The organism is Rhodococcus sp. NPDC056960, assembly GCF_042674125.1.
Classification (GTDB): Bacteria; Actinomycetota; Actinomycetes; order Mycobacteriales; family Mycobacteriaceae; genus Rhodococcus_F.
Genome location: NZ_JBHURF010000002.1, coordinates 241,398 through 255,689, shown reverse-complemented (window position 1 = coordinate 255,689; position 14,292 = coordinate 241,398). Strand labels below are relative to the sequence as shown.

Below are 14,292 nucleotides of genomic sequence, written 5' to 3'. Positions count from 1 at the left end.
GCGTGAAACGAACATCTAGCTGCGCGGTTGCCGGTGCCGGCAACGCGGACGCCCGTCTCCAGTATCGAGACCGAGCGCAGCCGAGAGCAATCACCAACAGCACGCACCGGTGGTGCGAAAATGCACCATCAGTGCGTGGCGGGGCTTCATCGACCGGTCCATACAGGGGCGGAACGGGCGAGAAAGGCGGAAGTGCCGAGGGAGAAGTCGTCGCTGCCGTACACGGTGCCGACGATGTCGTCGCAGTCGGCGTGGGGATCGCGCTGCAGCCGCGAGAGGGTTTCCTTCGCCGCCCAAATGGTCAGCGGAGCGGCGGCACGAATATCGTCGAGCACCTCGCCGAGATCACGATCGAGGGTGTCCACACTGCTGAGGACGTTGACGAAACCGTTGTGAACGAACTCGTCGGCGGTGTAGGCCCGTGCCCGGATAAGCATGTCGCCGACGACAGACGATCCGAGTCGATCGCGCAGCAGGGATATCGAATTCGCGGACAGGCAATTGCCCATCGTCTTGGCCACCGGCACACCGAAGCGAGAGGTAGGTGTCGCGATGCGGATATCGCTCGCGGCGGCGAGGAGCAGTCCGGCGCCGTAGCAATGCCCGCTGATCACCGCGACCACGGGGATGCGGAGTTGCCGCAGCCGCGTTACGAGCCGGGTGATGCCCTGCTCGTAACGCAGCCCCAACGGCCCGGTCCGCATCCCCGCGATGTAGTTCGCATCCGTACCGGAGGTGAACGCACGCATGCCCTCGCCTCGCAAGACGAGGGCTTTGAGCGTCCCGTCGGCATCTACATCGGTCAGTGCAGCGTCGAGTTCGGCATACATCGCCTCGGTCAGTGCGTTGTGCGCGTGCACACGGCTGAACACGATCGTGGCCACCTCGTGATCGCGCTCGACACGGATATGGCCCTGCTGATCGTCGATTTCGGGGTCCTCGATTCGCGACCTGAACATTTGATGACCTGCCCTCGTGTCAGAGAGCAGCCGTCTCCACCGTCCGCACCGACCCGGAGCCCTGCAAGCGGCCGGCGAGTGCGGGAAGCAGGGCGGTGCAGTCGTAACCGCCGGCACCACCGTCGACCATCTGCTCGAAGAGTGCGTGCACCGTCCGGGCGGTGTCGAGTGCGGTGGCGGTGCTCTGGCCGGCCTGCAGTGCGAGCCCGAGGTCTTTGAGCAGCAGGGCGCTGGTGAATCCGGGAGCGTAGTCGTGCGAGCTGGGAGCCGCGTCCAGCACGCCGGGAGCGGGATACCACTCACGCAGTGCGAAATTCTCGGCAGTCGAGCCGACTGCGATGTCGTAGAAGACCTCCGGCTCCAAGCCGAGGCGTTCACCGAGCAGCAGGCCCTCGCACGTGGCGGCCAGGCAGATCCCGAAGATCATGTTGTTGACCACCTTGGCCGACTGGCCGGTGCCCGGGCCGCCGGTGTAGACGATCTTGGCGGCCATCGGTGCGACGATTCGTGATGCGGCGGCGAAGCTTTCCTGTGTGCCGCCGATCATGAACGTCAATTCTCCGGTCGTGGCCTTGGCCACCCCGCCGGAAACCGGGGCGTCGACGAACTTCAGTCCTCGAGCCTCTGCCAGAGCGTGCAATTCCTTGGCACTGTCGATGTCGATCGTCGACGAATCGAGAAACAGCGTGTTCGCGGAAGCGCAGGCAAGAAGGCCGTCGGGCCCCGTGAGCAACTCACGGACGTGAGCGCCGGTCGGCAGCATGGTGATGACCGCATCGGCGCCGTCGATCGCCTCGACCGGTGAAGGGAATATCCGGATTCCAGCGATCTCGGCTTCACGGGCGACGATCGGGTTGATCTCCACTCCCCGGACTTCGTGTCCTTCGCCGACGATCCTCAGCGCCATCGGCAGGCCCATTCGTCCGAGCCCGATCCACGCGATGACCGACATTGTTGATCTCCTTGCCAGTTAGGTTGTAACTGAGATATTCCGAGAACTTGTCGTCTCGTTCACAATCGAGAGTGCGAGAGCGATGGGTCGCCGGTCAATGACCAACTCGGCGCATGCCTGGCGCAAAACTGCCACCCCGTCGTGCTGTGCATATCTGTCACATCGATCGATCGGTGATCGACTCTGCGCGCACACCATTTTGCGGAGGCCTGCGTAGCTCTGTTTCGAGCGCGCCCAAGCCGGCGAGGAGGGCGGATGCGACGTCGTCGTCCGGCAAGCAGGCGCCCGCTGTCACCGCCAGTACCTCATTCACCCGGGTGCAGGCGTCGTACCCGGAATCAGTCATTTCCACCAGATTTTCGCGACGGTACGACGGGTTCCGGTAGCGGATGACGTGGCCCGATCGCTCCAGTCCGTTCACCGTGTGCGCGATGCTGGTCCAGTGCCGCTCGAGCTCGCGGGCGAGGGTGAGTATGGAGATCGGGTTTCGGGGGACGAGCATTTGCAGGATCTCGTATCCGGCCCAGCTGACTCCATAGGGAGTGAATGCCTTATTCAGTTGTGAGGACAACATTCGCTGTGTGCGCATCAGGGAAGAGATGATGTCGACCGTCGTCACTGCTGCAGCGTCCGACGGCACTCGGGGTGGCTGTAGCGCATTGCCGAACCCGGGGGCGACCCAACCGGCGCGGTAGGCTTCGGCGCTCACTTCATCTCCTCTCACGGCTCGAGGTTGGTTCGCTGCAGTGCCGGCAATGTGATGCCGCGAGTGGACAGCCATTGCTCACCCCAGTCGTTCAGAGCGACCAGAAGTGGCTTCAGCGAGCGCGCCTCCTCGGTGAGGCGATACTCGACCCGAGGAGGCACGACGGGGTAGACGGTGCGGTCGACCAGGCCATCTTCTTCCAGTTCGCGGAGTTGCCTCGTCAATGCGCGCGGTGCAACGCCGGGCATCTGGCGTTGCAACTCGTTGAAGCGCATGGTGCCCTCCAGCAAGTGAAACAGAATGACCCCTTTCCACTTGCCGCCGATGATCTTGACTGTTGCTTCCATCGCGCACCCCGGAATGTCTTTGTACGGTCGTGTTCGCGGCATGGGTGTGTTCTTCCGTTTCGTGATGCTCAGGGCACCGAGGATGAATGTTCGTCGCTCGCAGGTCAGGCCATGGTGGCGGCCAGGGGCGCGGCAGGCAGTGGTGGCTGAGAACGCTGCCAGGCCGATCCGTACCGGGTGTATTGCAGCGGCGCGTCGATAGGTGTGCGCAATTCGTCGGCAGCGGTACGCGCCCAGAACGGGTCCTTGAGCATTTCTCTGCCGATCAAGACGATGTCTGCGCGGCCGTTGCCCACGATCTCTTCTGCCTGCCGGGCAGTCTCGATCATCCCCACTGCTCCGGTCTTGATGCCGACCTCTCTCCGGATCAGTTCGGCGGCGGGAAGTTGGTAACCTGGATAGGAATTGATCTTCACGGCCGCGATGCCACCCGACGAGGCGTCGATCAAGTCGACACCTTGATCCTTCATCCACCGGCCGAAGATTACGAAGTCCTGAGGCGTGTTTCCACCTTCGGCGTAATCGGTGGAGGAGATCCGCACGAACAGGGGACCGTCCCACTCACCCCGGACAGCATCGATGACCTCGCGCACGATCCGATAGCGGTTCTCATGGTCGCCGCCATACTCGTCCGTTCGCTGGTTCGACAGCGGGGAAAGGAACTCGTTGAGCAGGTAACCGTGGGCTGCGTGCACCTCGATGACATCGAATCCCGCCGTTCGCGCTCGTACCGCGGCCTTCCGGAAAGCTTCGACAATGTGCTCAATGTCCTCGACCGTCATTTCCTGCGGAACCCGTGAGTCGGGGCTGAAGGGGATCGCGGAGGGAGCTATCGGTGTATACGTATCGACGCCGAGCTGTCGGCCGGCGTGTCCGATCTGCGCACCCGCCTTCGACCCGAACCCATGAATCACCTCAGTCAGGCGAGAGAGTCCGTCGATGTGCTCGTCGTCCCAGATTCCCAAGTCACCCGGTCCAATCGGGCCGTTGGGCAACACCGACGCAGTCTCCAGCATCACCAGCCCGGCACCGCCGAGCGCACGTGCACCGTAGTGCACCAAGTGGAAATCACGAACACGGCCGTGCTCATCGGCGGAGTGCATGCACATCGGAGACATCGCGATCCGGTTGCGGAACTCGGTACCGCGGATCGTGATCGGTTCATACAGTTTTGCGGGCACGAAAAGTTTCTCCTAGTTTCAGGGCGCGGATCTTCACGCTGACTGCAAGGCTAAGCAATGAGTACCCAACGCAACAGTACGCATATTCTGTTCCAGTACTGACAAAAATGTCAGTACGCAGCCAGAGAGACCGATAGCAAACGATCCTACTTTTATTTCCTATCAACGCTTTTCGTGGTCAATTCATCGTGCCGACTGCGCCCACATTGAGTCCGGTGCACTTTTGCACAACCGATGCGTGAGTTTGATTCTTGACTGTCGGCAAGCTCGTCGCGCACCGTAAGGGCTGGCCCGGCCGATCGCGGCGCTGGTGCAAACAGGTGCGTCGGCCCCGTTCCCACGGATCGCATCGGGTATCAGCACTACATTGACGAGGAGTCACCATGTTTGACAACCCCGGGGCCGCCATTCGTCAGGTCGACGCGTCCGTCGCTCGGTCATGGCTGCTGGTCAATGGCACGAGGAAGACAACCTTCGATCAATCTCTCGATTCCGCCGCAGATCAGATTGTCGTCGATCTCGAAGATGCCGTGGACCCGAAAGATAAACCCACCGCACGACTGGACGTCGCCGCCTGGCTCGAGAGACGGCCCGCATGGGTTCGGATCAACGATCGCACCACGCCGTTCTGGGCCGACGACCTCGACCTCCTGGCCGGTCTACCGGGCCTCCAGGGCGTGATGCTCGCCAAGACCGAACAGGCCGAACACGTGACGGAGACGTTCGACCGTCTCGGCGGCAAGACACCGGTCCTGGCGCTGGTGGAGTCGGCGATCGGAATCGAAGCCGCAACCGCAATAGCTCGAGCCCGCGGCATCTTCCGGCTGGCATTCGGCAGCGGCGACTACTGCCGCGACACCGGTGCCGGCGGCGACGACCTCTCCATGGCATACCCCAGGTCTCGGCTCGTTGTCGCGAGCCGGATAGGCCAGTTGCCGGGGCCGATCGACGGGCCGACTGTGGGTGGAGTTCACTCCGCCTTGCAGGAGCGCTCCGCCACCGCGGTATCGATGGGAATGACCGGAAAGCTGTGTCTCGAAACCGGCCAGGCCGGAACCGTCAACGCCGAGTTCAGTCCCAGTGCGTCGGATGTCGCATGGGCACGAGAGTTTCTCACCGAGTTCGACGCTCGAGGTCGCACTATTCGCGATGGCAGTGATCGCCCCCGTCTCGTGCGCGCGGCGAAGATCACCGAGCTCGCGGAGGCATTCCGTATCGGCGTCGAGTAGACGACGTGCAGTGCATGCTCGTGCTTCGCCGATCTGTCGCATGAAGGCGATGTTGTCGAGTTCGTCCGACCCGACCGCGGCGGGCGAGGCACACACGCGTCGCGCCACGGCGGTTTCGCCGATCACAAGGTTCGAATCGATCACGTGAAGTCCTTCTGTCGGGTCAATTTCCGTCTCAATGGAATCCACCTGGCGTTCGCCAACGCCGGGCGACTGTGTGGCGATCAAGCGGATCGAGGTCCGGACCCAAGCGGTCGCGGCCGGGTGAGGACGCTGAGGGGGCGCCGGACTTCCGGCGCCCCCTCATGACTCCGACCCCTCTGGCGGTCAGCCCTGCGTCACGTGCATTGGGTATGAATGTTCTGCGTCGGACTCGTAGCAAATCCCGAACGGCTTGTTGTGGATAACGAGAAAGGTGACGTCGTTGTCCTCGGTCGCACCATGTTCCATCCACCCGCCTTCAGGGAACCACACGAAGTTTCCCGGACCGTACTCCCCCTTGTGCGTTCTGAGGACTCCGTCCAGGACGTACATCCCGTGTGCATGCGGATGCGTGTGCCACACGTTGGTGAACCCGGCGGCGTAGCGGACCAGCTTCACCTGCATTCCGGTGTCGGGATCGGCGAACAGGAACTTGGATGGAATCGCACCGCCGGTCTGTGGGACCACAGCGGTCACCCAGGGCATCCTGCTCGAGTCGGCAACGACAAGATCGATCTGATTGGTAGGTGACGTCGACATCTTGGGCAAACTCCTTGACAGGTGAGTAGACGCTTACGGCGGTGAGCGGTGCTGTTCGCCTGGTTATTTCACGTCGGCGTGGGCTGCGTGGATGACCGCGTTCTCGCGTTCGGCATCGGCGAGGTCGATGCTCTCGAGGGAGAGTCCCTTCGTCTCCCGGGTGAAGAAGACCGCGACGGCGGTGACGGTGCACGCAGCGGCGAGGTAGAGGGCGATCGGGACGGACGAGTCGAACTTCTCGAGCAGTCCAACGGCGATGATGGGTGCGAGCGAGCCGGCGACGATGGAGGTGACCTGGTAGCCGAGTGAGACGCCCGAGTACCGCATGCGGGTGGGGAACATTTCGGCCATCGTGGCGGGCTGCGCGGCATACATGAAGGCGTGGTAGATCAGGCCGACGATGATGGCGGCCATGATGACCATGTTGTGGCCGCTGTTCATCATCGGGTAGGCGTAGAAGCCCCACGCGCCGGCCATGACGGCGCCGAAGAGGTAGACGGGCCGACGTCCGATCCGGTCGGCGAGGCGTCCGCACAGCGGGATCGCGGCGAAGTGGATGGCGTGGGCGATGAACATCCACCAGAGGATGGTGCTGGTGTCGGTGTGCACCACGATCTTCAGGTAGGTGATGGTGAAGGTGACCACCAGGTAGTACATGATGTTCTCGCCGAAACGCAGCCCCATGGCGGTGAACACGCCGCGGGGATAGCGTTTGACGACCTCGAAGACACCGTAGGAGGTCGCGGCGATTTCCTCGGTCTGCTTCTTGGCGGCGACGAAAATGGGAGCGTCGGAGACCTTGGTGCGGACGTAGTAGCCGATGAACACGATCGCGGCGGACAGCCAGAACGCGACACGCCAACCCCAGCTGAGAAAGGCCTCGTCGGACAGGGTCGCGGTGAGCACGAGAAGCACGATGGTGGCAATCAAGTTGCCGCCGGGCACTCCGGCCTGGGGCCAGCTTGCCCAGAATCCACGTCGGTTGTTGGGGCTGTGTTCGGCGACGAGTAGCACCGCGCCTCCCCATTCACCGCCTACCGCGAATCCCTGGATGAATCGCAGAGTCACGAGCAAGGTCGGTGCCCAGACACCGATCTGGTCGTGCGTGGGCAGACACCCCATGAGGAAGGTAGCGCTGCCGACGAGCACCAGACTGAACTGCAACAGCGACTTTCGTCCGTATTTGTCGCCGAAATGACCGAAGACGATGCCACCGAGGGGCCGGGCGACGAAACCGACTGCGTACGTGATGAATGCAGATAGGATCGCGGTCAGTTCGCTCATGCCCGCATCGAAGAACACCTTACTGAACACCAAAGTGGCGGCGGTGCCGTACAGGAAGAATTCGTACCATTCGACGATAGTTCCGGCCATCGAGGCTGCGACGACCTTCTTCAGGCCCGACGGGGCATGCGCCGACATGCTGCCGCCCTCTGGGGATAGTGTTTGATCCACTGACTTCTCCTACGTGGTTCGAATTACAGCGAGCGACGGGATGTGACACCGTGCACGTATCTGGAGAGAAGTATTCGGGGCAGTGAACGGGCGAGGCAACAGCCAATCGCACGCCACACTGTTGCAGAAATGCACCGGTTCGACGAACGGTGGTGACGACCAGAGACGGTGCCGCTCACACCGGGGGGAGTAGATCCGCTTTCCGGCGCAGCGCCTCGGCGTGGATCGCGTTTCGGACCGCCTGCACGGTGGGGTTGGTGAGGCTTTCGCGGCGGGCTGCCAGCGAATAGGTGAGATGGACATCGACTTCGCGGGGCAGCAGGCGGATCAGGTCGGGGTAGGGCTGGGCCATGAACGCGGGGAGCAACCCGATCCCGCCGCCGACGCGGGTCGCCTCGACATGGGAGAAGATGTTCGTCGACATGAATTTGGCTCGGGCACCGGGCAGGTGCCGCTCGAGATCCAGGTCGCCGACCTGGAGCAGAGAATCGACGAAGAAGATGATCGGGTGGTCCTTCACGTCCTCCACGGACGTCGGTGTGCCGTGCTCGCGCAGGTATTCCTCGGTCGCGTAGATGCCCATCGAATACGCGCTGATCAACTCCGAGACGAGTCGGCTGTTCACCGGGTTGCCCACCGCGATCGCTACGTCGAATCCGGATTGGTGGAGGTTGAGCTGACGAGTGGCCGTGAGCAGCTCCACCGACAGGTCCGGGTGTTGAATCCGCAGCCGCGCCAGCGCGGGAGTGACGACGAGTGTCCCGAAGCCGTCCGGCGCCGTGACCCGCACCGTCCCGCGGAGCGCGCTTCCGGTGTCTCCGACCGCGGTATCCACCGCCAGCTGGATAGATTCCTCGATCGCACGCGCCCGTTCGGCGACCGCTTGTCCGATGTCGGTGAGCTCCCAGCCGTCCGCGCCACGTTCGATCAGCCGCACGTCGAGTGTCTTTTCCAGAGCGTGGATTCGACGGGACACCGTGGTGTGGTCGACACCGAGATCAATGGCGGCCGAGCGACGGGTTCCGGTCCGCGCGATGGCGCTGAGGTATCGGAAGTCGTCGGCTCGGACCTGCCGTATGTCGATCATCTTCGGCGGACGTGTGCCTGACGGGGGCGCTTGTTCTCGTTCGTTGTCCGATGGGGTGGTGCTGCCGGTCATGCATCGAAACTCTACTCGTCAGCGAGGGCGATCCGAGGCGGCCGAAACGATCGCCCGACCGGGCGGGACGGATTTCCGGCTCGGACGGTGGTCGGCGTAATTGGTGCATTCCTGCAACAGCCTGGCGCGATGTTGGTGATTGACCCAACCCGAGTGATCACGCACTGTAGAAATTGGCCGCCATTTGAGGCGAGCTGTCGCCGGGGCACCACCGCGTCGCCCGCCGCATAGCGATCTCGAGATCGAAACCATCTGTACCACAAGGCTGTATGTCTAAGGAGTAGTGAGATGACCTCAACCCAGGTCGCACCCGAGAGCCTCGGAATTCCCGCGGCACGCGACTACCCGATGCTGATCGACGGCCGGCGGGTCGAGGCGATCAGCGGGAAGTGGACCGAGGTCACGACCCCGATTCTGCGCGGCCACGTGATCGGCCGGGTCCCTACCGGCGATACCGCCGACGTGGATCGGGCCGTCGCCGCTGCGCGAGCAGCGTTCCCGGCGTGGCGCGCCCAGCACTTCACCGGCCGGGCAAGGGCACTCGGCCACATCGCGGACGCGATCGAGTCCCGGATCGAGGACCTCGCCTCGGTGACTGCGCTCGACACCGGCAACGCGATCCGCACCCAGGCCCGCCCCGAGGCCCAGACTCTGGCCAACCTGTTCCGCTACTTCGCGGGCATCGCCGGGGAGAGCAAGGGCGTCGTGCTGCCCGCCGGTGACGATCAGTTGCAATACACCCGACTCGAGCCGCTCGGGGTGGTCGGTGCCATCCTGCCGTGGAACTCGCCCCTGATGATTGCCGGGTTCAAGATCCCGGCCGCGCTCGCCGCGGGGAACACCGTGGTGGTCAAGGCGGCCGAAGCGGCGCCGCTGAGCGTGCTGCTGCTCGCCGAGATCTGCGCCGAATTCCTGCCCGCCGGCGTCTTGAATGTCGTCACCGGCCTCGGACCGGTCGCCGGTGAGGCCCTGGTGCAGCACCCCGGGGTGGACAAGGTTTCCTTCACCGGATCCACCGAGGTCGGCAAGCACGTCGCCCAGGCCGCTGGTGAACGGCTCGCCCACGTGTCCCTGGAACTGGGCGGCAAGAACCCGTCCATCGTGTTCCCGGACGCCGCCGGCGACGACGACCTGATTGCCAACCTGCTGCTGTCCTCGCGGGTCCACCGCCAGGGGCAGAGCTGCACCGCCGGCTCGCGACTGTTCCTGCACGAGGACGTCTACGACGACGTCCTTGGCCGACTGGTCGACACGCTGGGTAGCCAGGTCGTCGGCAACCCGCTCGACGAGACCACCGACATGGGCGCCATCATCAACGACAAGCAGTTCGCCTCGGTGACCTCCTACGTCGAGGACGGGCTCGGCGCCCCCGGCATCACCGTCGCCCTCGACGGATCGGCGCGAGCGGTCGACCGCAGCGACGGCTTCTACCTGGCGCCCACCATCTTCGCCGGCGCGAACAACGACTGGCGCCTGGCCCGGGAAGAGATCTTCGGCCCGGTCGTCGTGGTCATCCCCTGGCGAGACGAAGCGGAGGTCATCAAGATGGCCAACGACTCGCACTACGGACTGGCCGCCTACGTGTGGACGCACGACCTCGACCGCGCCATCGGCACCGCGAACGCGCTCGAGACCGGCTGGGTCCAGGTCAACCAGGGCGGCGGCCAGATGGTCGGCCAGTCGTACGGCGGCTACAAGCAGAGCGGTATCGGCCGCGAGGCCTCCCTCGAAGGCATGCTCGCCGGATTCACCCAGACCAAGCAGATCAATATCCGGCTGCGCAACACGCAGTAGCGAGCCCACCACCAGACCACGCCGGTGAAGCATGCCCACTCTGCTTCACCGGCGTTCCCCATTTCAAAGGACGGAAAAACCATGACAGAAGGACCACTGAAAGACCTGCTTGTGCTCGACCTGTCCCGAGCTTTGGCGGGCCCGATCGCCGCCATGATGCTCGGTGACCTCGGTGCCCGGGTGATCAAGATCGAAACCCCCGGCCGCGGCGACGACTCCCGCAGCTGGGGACCACCATTCGTCGGCCCGGACCGCGACCAGTCCTCGTACTTCATGTCCGCGAACCGCAACAAGGAATCGATCGAACTCGACCTCAAGAGTGAGGCCGGACGGCATGCGCTGCGCCGGCTGATCGCGCGCGCCGACGTGCTCATCGAGAACTTCCGGCCCGGCGCGTTCGACCGACTCGGCTTCACCGCTACGAAGCTCGAGGAACTGAACCCGCGCCTGATCACGTTGTCGATCACCGGATTCGGTCACGACGGACCGGAGGGCACGCGCGCCGGGTACGACCAGATCGCACAAGGCGAGGCCGGGCTGATGGCCCTGACCGGCACCACGGAGTCCGGACCCACCCGCATCGGTGTGCCGATCGCGGACGTGCTGGCCGGTGTCCACGGCGCCGCCGGCGTGTCCGCGGCCCTCGCCGGACGCGCGAGCACCGGACGCGGCTCGATCGTACGGACCTCCCTGCTGGCCGCCGCGATCAGCGCCCACACCTTCCACGGAACGAAGTGGACGGTCGCCGGGCAGGTCGCTCAACCCAGTGGCAACCACCACCCACAGATCGCCCCGTACGGCAGCTTCCGGTGCTCGGACGGGTTCATCCAAATCGCCGTGGGAAGCGAGGCGATCTGGGCGAAGTTCGCACCGATCGCGGAACTGTCCGCGTCCGATCCGCGGTTCACGAACAACGTCGACCGAGTCGCGCACCGGGACGAACTCATCGCGGTGATCGAGGCGTCCTTCGCCGCTCGCACCCGGGAGGCCGTATTGGCCGACCTCACCGCGGCGGGGGTGCCGGCCGGGGCCATTCGAACGATCGACGAGGTCTACGAGTGGGAACAGACCCGCAGCCAGGGTCTGCTGATCGATGTCGAGCACGCCCTGGCGGGCGCCGTTCAGCTGCCCGGGCCCTCCGTGCGGATGGAGTCCGCGACCGGTGAGACGCTGCTGCGGACGGCGCACCAGCCGCCGCCGGTACTGGGGCAGCACACGCAATCAGTTCTCGAATGGCTCGATGCCGAGGAGAACGCTACCGAATACGAACTCTCCCGCATCGGCAACTGACATCGATACCCACCGTCGGATGGAATTCCGAACCGCACCCTAGTCCGAGTTACTGGGCTCCACGACAAATGAATTCAATCCCCAGGACTTCAAGCAGAGCACGTACCAGAGGGACCATAGGATGCACCAGTCGATGAAGCCGAGGGCGTTGCCTGCCATGTTCGAGCCCACCGTCGGCTCGTGCAGAATCGGCCCGGCAATCAGGAAGTAGTAGGTCAGGAAGGTGCCCACCGCCAGTACGAAGGTGATTGCGAGGCGGCAAACGTACCTGTACTTCGCGGGGGTCGTGACAGCGACCGGGATGTTGCCGAAGACATTGGGCCAGAGAATTGCCCACAGGACCCAGCACACACCGAATTGCGCCGGCATCGACGATATCGTCTCGCCGATAAGGTCGGTGTTGTCTTCGCCTACCAACAGACGTACAAGTTTGCCCAAGGCGAAGTACATGACGGCGCCGAAGGCTACATTTCCGATCGTGGCTGCAATGGCGATTCGTGCTGGTGTTCCAGCCAACCGCCAGGGCCAATTCTCGGTGAGATTGCCGGTGAGAACCACACTCAGAATGCAGGCATAGAAGAACCCGATAGAGGTGTCCAGTTCGACAAACGAATCATGACTCTCACTGGTCAGATTCGGCAACGCGAAGACCGCATACAGGGCCGTGGTCGGTAGGAGCAGACCAGCTATTTCAGCAAGTCCCTTCCATGGCTGCGCAACCCTGTCGTCGGTCCACGGCCAATGATTCCAGTTCACCACGCTCATCACGTAGAGCAGGAAGGCGTAGAGCACCCATTGTGCTCCGGTTGCGTATCCTGCTCCATTCTCTCGAGATGAGGAAAGGTCCGGTGCAATGTGTCCGAACGGGTGTGAGAGCAGGAACGTGATTGCCACGGAAATGGCACACGTGAGGGCAATCAGTACGAGTCCGCGGGTCGGCTGCCGCACCCTTTCGAAACCGTGAAACTGGAGACTGAACCCTACGAAGACCACGGTGATGAGACACCAGAAGAGCCAGCTGGTGAACGGTTCGGGGTAAATTTCCCAACCGAAGAGATTCCAGTCGCGATCGATCAGCAGCCACCACGAGGTGACCGCTAGGACCGTGATGACAGCGACGTTGGCGACGCCGAACTTCATCCACGACCCACGCTTGTCTTCGTTGGCAACCGAGGGGTTCTTCAGCTGGAGATCGTCGGTCATGGCCGATCCTTTCCTGTCCGGAACATGGGCCCGGCCGGGGGCGTTCGTCGCCGCGGCGACCGAGGTTTGCCAGTGGACACGGTGATCGATCGGCTCGAGGTAGCCGACCGATCACCGTTTGTCCGGTACTTCAGTGTTCGTGGACGATCACTCCGCGGATGTTCTTGCCGTTCAATAGATCGTCATAGCCCTGGTTGACGTCTTCGAGGCGGTAGGTCTTCGTCACCAGTTCGTCGAGCTTGATCTGTCCTCCCTTGTACATGCGCAGCAGTCGGGGGATGTCCACCGCCGGGTTGCAGTCACCGTAGAGCGAGCCCCGCAAATGCTTGCGGAAGTAACTCATCGGTGCGCTCGGGAGCTTGATCGTGATCTCGTCGACGCGGTTCAGTGCGGTGAGGACGACGTTGCCACAGCGACCGATGATGTTGAATGCATCCGTCACGGTCTCGTCGGTGATCAGGTCGGTGGTGATGATGGCGCAGTCCGCTCCTTGACCATTGGTGAGATGGTCGATGAAGTTCTGTGCTTCTCGAGCGGTTGCGAACGCCTGCGTGGCACCGAGCTCGCGAGCCTTGGAGCGCTTGTTCGCCAGCGGGTCCACGGCGACGATCTCGGACGCACCTGCGTGTTTGGCTCCCTGCACGGCGTTGATTCCGATACCGCCGATCCCGTAGATCACGACGTAGTCACCCGGCTTCACCTGACCGGTGTTCACAGCTGCGCCCCAGCCGGTGGGTACACCGCAGCCGACCAGAACGGCCTTGTCCAGCGGCAAATCGTCGTCGACCTTGATCGCCGACGATTCGTGGATGACGCCGTACTGGCTGAAGGTGCCGAGCAGGCACATTGCCCCGTAATCGCCTCGAGGTCCGGTGATCGGGAACCGTGGACCGGGGAGATAGCCTTCGAGCATGGGTGCGGACATGTCGCACACCGAACTCCGGCCGGTGGCACAGTACTTGCACTTGCCGCAGTTGGGGGTGAACGAACACACCACCCGGTCGCCGGGTTTGACGCGCGAGACGCCCGGGCCGGTTTCGTGAATGACTCCTGCGCCTTCATGGCCGAGGACCATCGGAAGCCGGGCGATGGTGTCACCGATCGAGATGTGTACGTCCGAGTGGCACAGTCCGCCGTAGAGGTACTGGATGAGTACCTCATTCTCGCGTGGGCCGTCGAGCGTGAGCTCTTCGATCTCGATGGGTTTGCCGGGCTCGATAACCACCGCTGCCTTGGTCTTCATCGTTTCTCCTGGTTGACGTGCTGCTGGGATACG

13 protein-coding genes are annotated in these 14,292 nt (G+C 63.4%); 3 read left to right on the top strand and 10 right to left on the bottom strand.

The features are described 5' to 3' along the window. Positions 1-146: 146 nt before the first annotated feature. The 5 genes from ACFTWF_RS04230 to namA all read right to left on the bottom strand — a co-directional run bounded on the left by ACFTWF_RS04230 (position 147) and on the right by namA (position 4,145). Positions 147-959 carry an enoyl-CoA hydratase-related protein gene (locus tag ACFTWF_RS04230; protein WP_378460019.1) on the bottom strand — a complete coding sequence of 271 codons (813 nt, stop codon included), beginning with the start codon at positions 957-959 and terminating at the stop codon, positions 147-149. A gap of 19 nt (positions 960-978) precedes the next feature. Beyond that, positions 979-1,911: a 3-hydroxyisobutyrate dehydrogenase gene (gene mmsB / locus ACFTWF_RS04225; RefSeq protein WP_378460018.1), complete on the bottom strand. Its 933-nt coding sequence runs from the start codon at positions 1,909-1,911 to the stop codon at positions 979-981. Positions 1,912-2,068: 157 nt separating this feature from the next. Beyond that, positions 2,069-2,530, bottom strand: a complete 462-nt coding sequence (locus ACFTWF_RS04220) for a MarR family winged helix-turn-helix transcriptional regulator (RefSeq protein ID WP_378460017.1) — start codon at positions 2,528-2,530, stop codon at positions 2,069-2,071. Positions 2,531-2,631: 101 nt separating this feature from the next. Beyond that, positions 2,632-2,964: a winged helix-turn-helix transcriptional regulator gene (locus ACFTWF_RS04215; protein WP_378460016.1), complete on the bottom strand. Its 333-nt coding sequence runs from the start codon at positions 2,962-2,964 to the stop codon at positions 2,632-2,634. Positions 2,965-3,068: 104 nt separating this feature from the next. After that, positions 3,069-4,145 (bottom strand): NADPH dehydrogenase NamA, encoded by a 1,077-nt coding sequence (gene namA, locus ACFTWF_RS04210; RefSeq protein ID WP_378460015.1) that lies wholly within the window; start codon positions 4,143-4,145, stop codon positions 3,069-3,071. 383 nt (positions 4,146-4,528) lie between these two features. Here namA and ACFTWF_RS04205 point away from each other — a divergent pair, with 383 nt between their 5' ends. After that, positions 4,529-5,374, top strand: coding sequence for an HpcH/HpaI aldolase/citrate lyase family protein (locus ACFTWF_RS04205; protein ID WP_378460014.1), 846 nt, complete (start codon positions 4,529-4,531; stop codon positions 5,372-5,374). Between the two features lie 327 nt (positions 5,375-5,701). Here ACFTWF_RS04205 and ACFTWF_RS04200 read toward each other — a convergent pair whose 3' ends face one another. The 3 genes from ACFTWF_RS04200 to ACFTWF_RS04190 form a co-directional block, all read right to left on the bottom strand. Next, positions 5,702-6,115, bottom strand: a complete 414-nt coding sequence (locus tag ACFTWF_RS04200; RefSeq protein ID WP_378460013.1) for a cupin domain-containing protein — start codon at positions 6,113-6,115, stop codon at positions 5,702-5,704. A 63-nt stretch (positions 6,116-6,178) separates the two neighbouring features. Then, the gene (locus ACFTWF_RS04195; protein WP_378460206.1) at positions 6,179-7,537 is read right to left on the bottom strand and encodes an MFS transporter; all 1,359 of its coding nucleotides are present in this window, start codon (positions 7,535-7,537) and stop codon (positions 6,179-6,181) included. Between the two features lie 208 nt (positions 7,538-7,745). Further along, positions 7,746-8,657 (bottom strand): LysR family transcriptional regulator, encoded by a 912-nt coding sequence (locus ACFTWF_RS04190; RefSeq protein WP_378460012.1) that lies wholly within the window; start codon positions 8,655-8,657, stop codon positions 7,746-7,748. A gap of 360 nt (positions 8,658-9,017) precedes the next feature. Here ACFTWF_RS04190 and ACFTWF_RS04185 point away from each other — a divergent pair, with 360 nt between their 5' ends. Continuing rightward, a complete protein-coding gene (locus ACFTWF_RS04185) occupies positions 9,018-10,523 on the top strand; it encodes an aldehyde dehydrogenase family protein (protein WP_378460011.1) in 1,506 nt (501 codons plus the stop codon). A gap of 81 nt (positions 10,524-10,604) precedes the next feature. Continuing rightward, positions 10,605-11,813 (top strand): CaiB/BaiF CoA transferase family protein, encoded by a 1,209-nt coding sequence (locus ACFTWF_RS04180; RefSeq protein ID WP_378460010.1) that lies wholly within the window; start codon positions 10,605-10,607, stop codon positions 11,811-11,813. A 39-nt stretch (positions 11,814-11,852) separates the two neighbouring features. Here the strand turns inward: ACFTWF_RS04180 and ACFTWF_RS04175 are convergent, their stop codons facing one another. Together ACFTWF_RS04175 and ACFTWF_RS04170 are read right to left on the bottom strand one after the other, a co-directional pair. Beyond that, complete coding sequence (locus tag ACFTWF_RS04175; RefSeq protein WP_378460009.1) at positions 11,853-13,016, bottom strand: hypothetical protein; 1,164 nt, start codon at positions 13,014-13,016, stop codon at positions 11,853-11,855. A 130-nt stretch (positions 13,017-13,146) separates the two neighbouring features. Further along, positions 13,147-14,259: an NDMA-dependent alcohol dehydrogenase gene (locus ACFTWF_RS04170; RefSeq protein ID WP_378460008.1), complete on the bottom strand. Its 1,113-nt coding sequence runs from the start codon at positions 14,257-14,259 to the stop codon at positions 13,147-13,149. Positions 14,260-14,292: the final 33 nt, after the last annotated feature.

Bases quoted from the DNA above. Each gene is read 5' to 3' on its own strand.
- ACFTWF_RS04230 (WP_378460019.1), bottom strand. From the start codon at position 959: ATGTTCAGGTCGCGAATCGAGGACCCCGAAATCGACGATCAGCAGGGC.
- mmsB (WP_378460018.1), bottom strand. From the start codon at position 1,911: ATGTCGGTCATCGCGTGGATCGGGCTCGGACGAATGGGCCTGCCGATG.
- ACFTWF_RS04215 (WP_378460016.1), bottom strand. From the start codon at position 2,964: ATGGAAGCAACAGTCAAGATCATCGGCGGCAAGTGGAAAGGGGTCATT.
- ACFTWF_RS04205 (WP_378460014.1), top strand. From the start codon at position 4,529: ATGTTTGACAACCCCGGGGCCGCCATTCGTCAGGTCGACGCGTCCGTC.
- ACFTWF_RS04200 (WP_378460013.1), bottom strand. From the start codon at position 6,115: ATGTCGACGTCACCTACCAATCAGATCGATCTTGTCGTTGCCGACTCG.
- ACFTWF_RS04195 (WP_378460206.1), bottom strand. From the start codon at position 7,537: ATGTCGGCGCATGCCCCGTCGGGCCTGAAGAAGGTCGTCGCAGCCTCG.
- ACFTWF_RS04190 (WP_378460012.1), bottom strand. From the start codon at position 8,657: ATGATCGACATACGGCAGGTCCGAGCCGACGACTTCCGATACCTCAGC.
- ACFTWF_RS04185 (WP_378460011.1), top strand. From the start codon at position 9,018: ATGACCTCAACCCAGGTCGCACCCGAGAGCCTCGGAATTCCCGCGGCA.
- ACFTWF_RS04180 (WP_378460010.1), top strand. From the start codon at position 10,605: ATGACAGAAGGACCACTGAAAGACCTGCTTGTGCTCGACCTGTCCCGA.
- ACFTWF_RS04175 (WP_378460009.1), bottom strand. From the start codon at position 13,016: ATGACCGACGATCTCCAGCTGAAGAACCCCTCGGTTGCCAACGAAGAC.
- ACFTWF_RS04170 (WP_378460008.1), bottom strand. From the start codon at position 14,259: ATGAAGACCAAGGCAGCGGTGGTTATCGAGCCCGGCAAACCCATCGAG.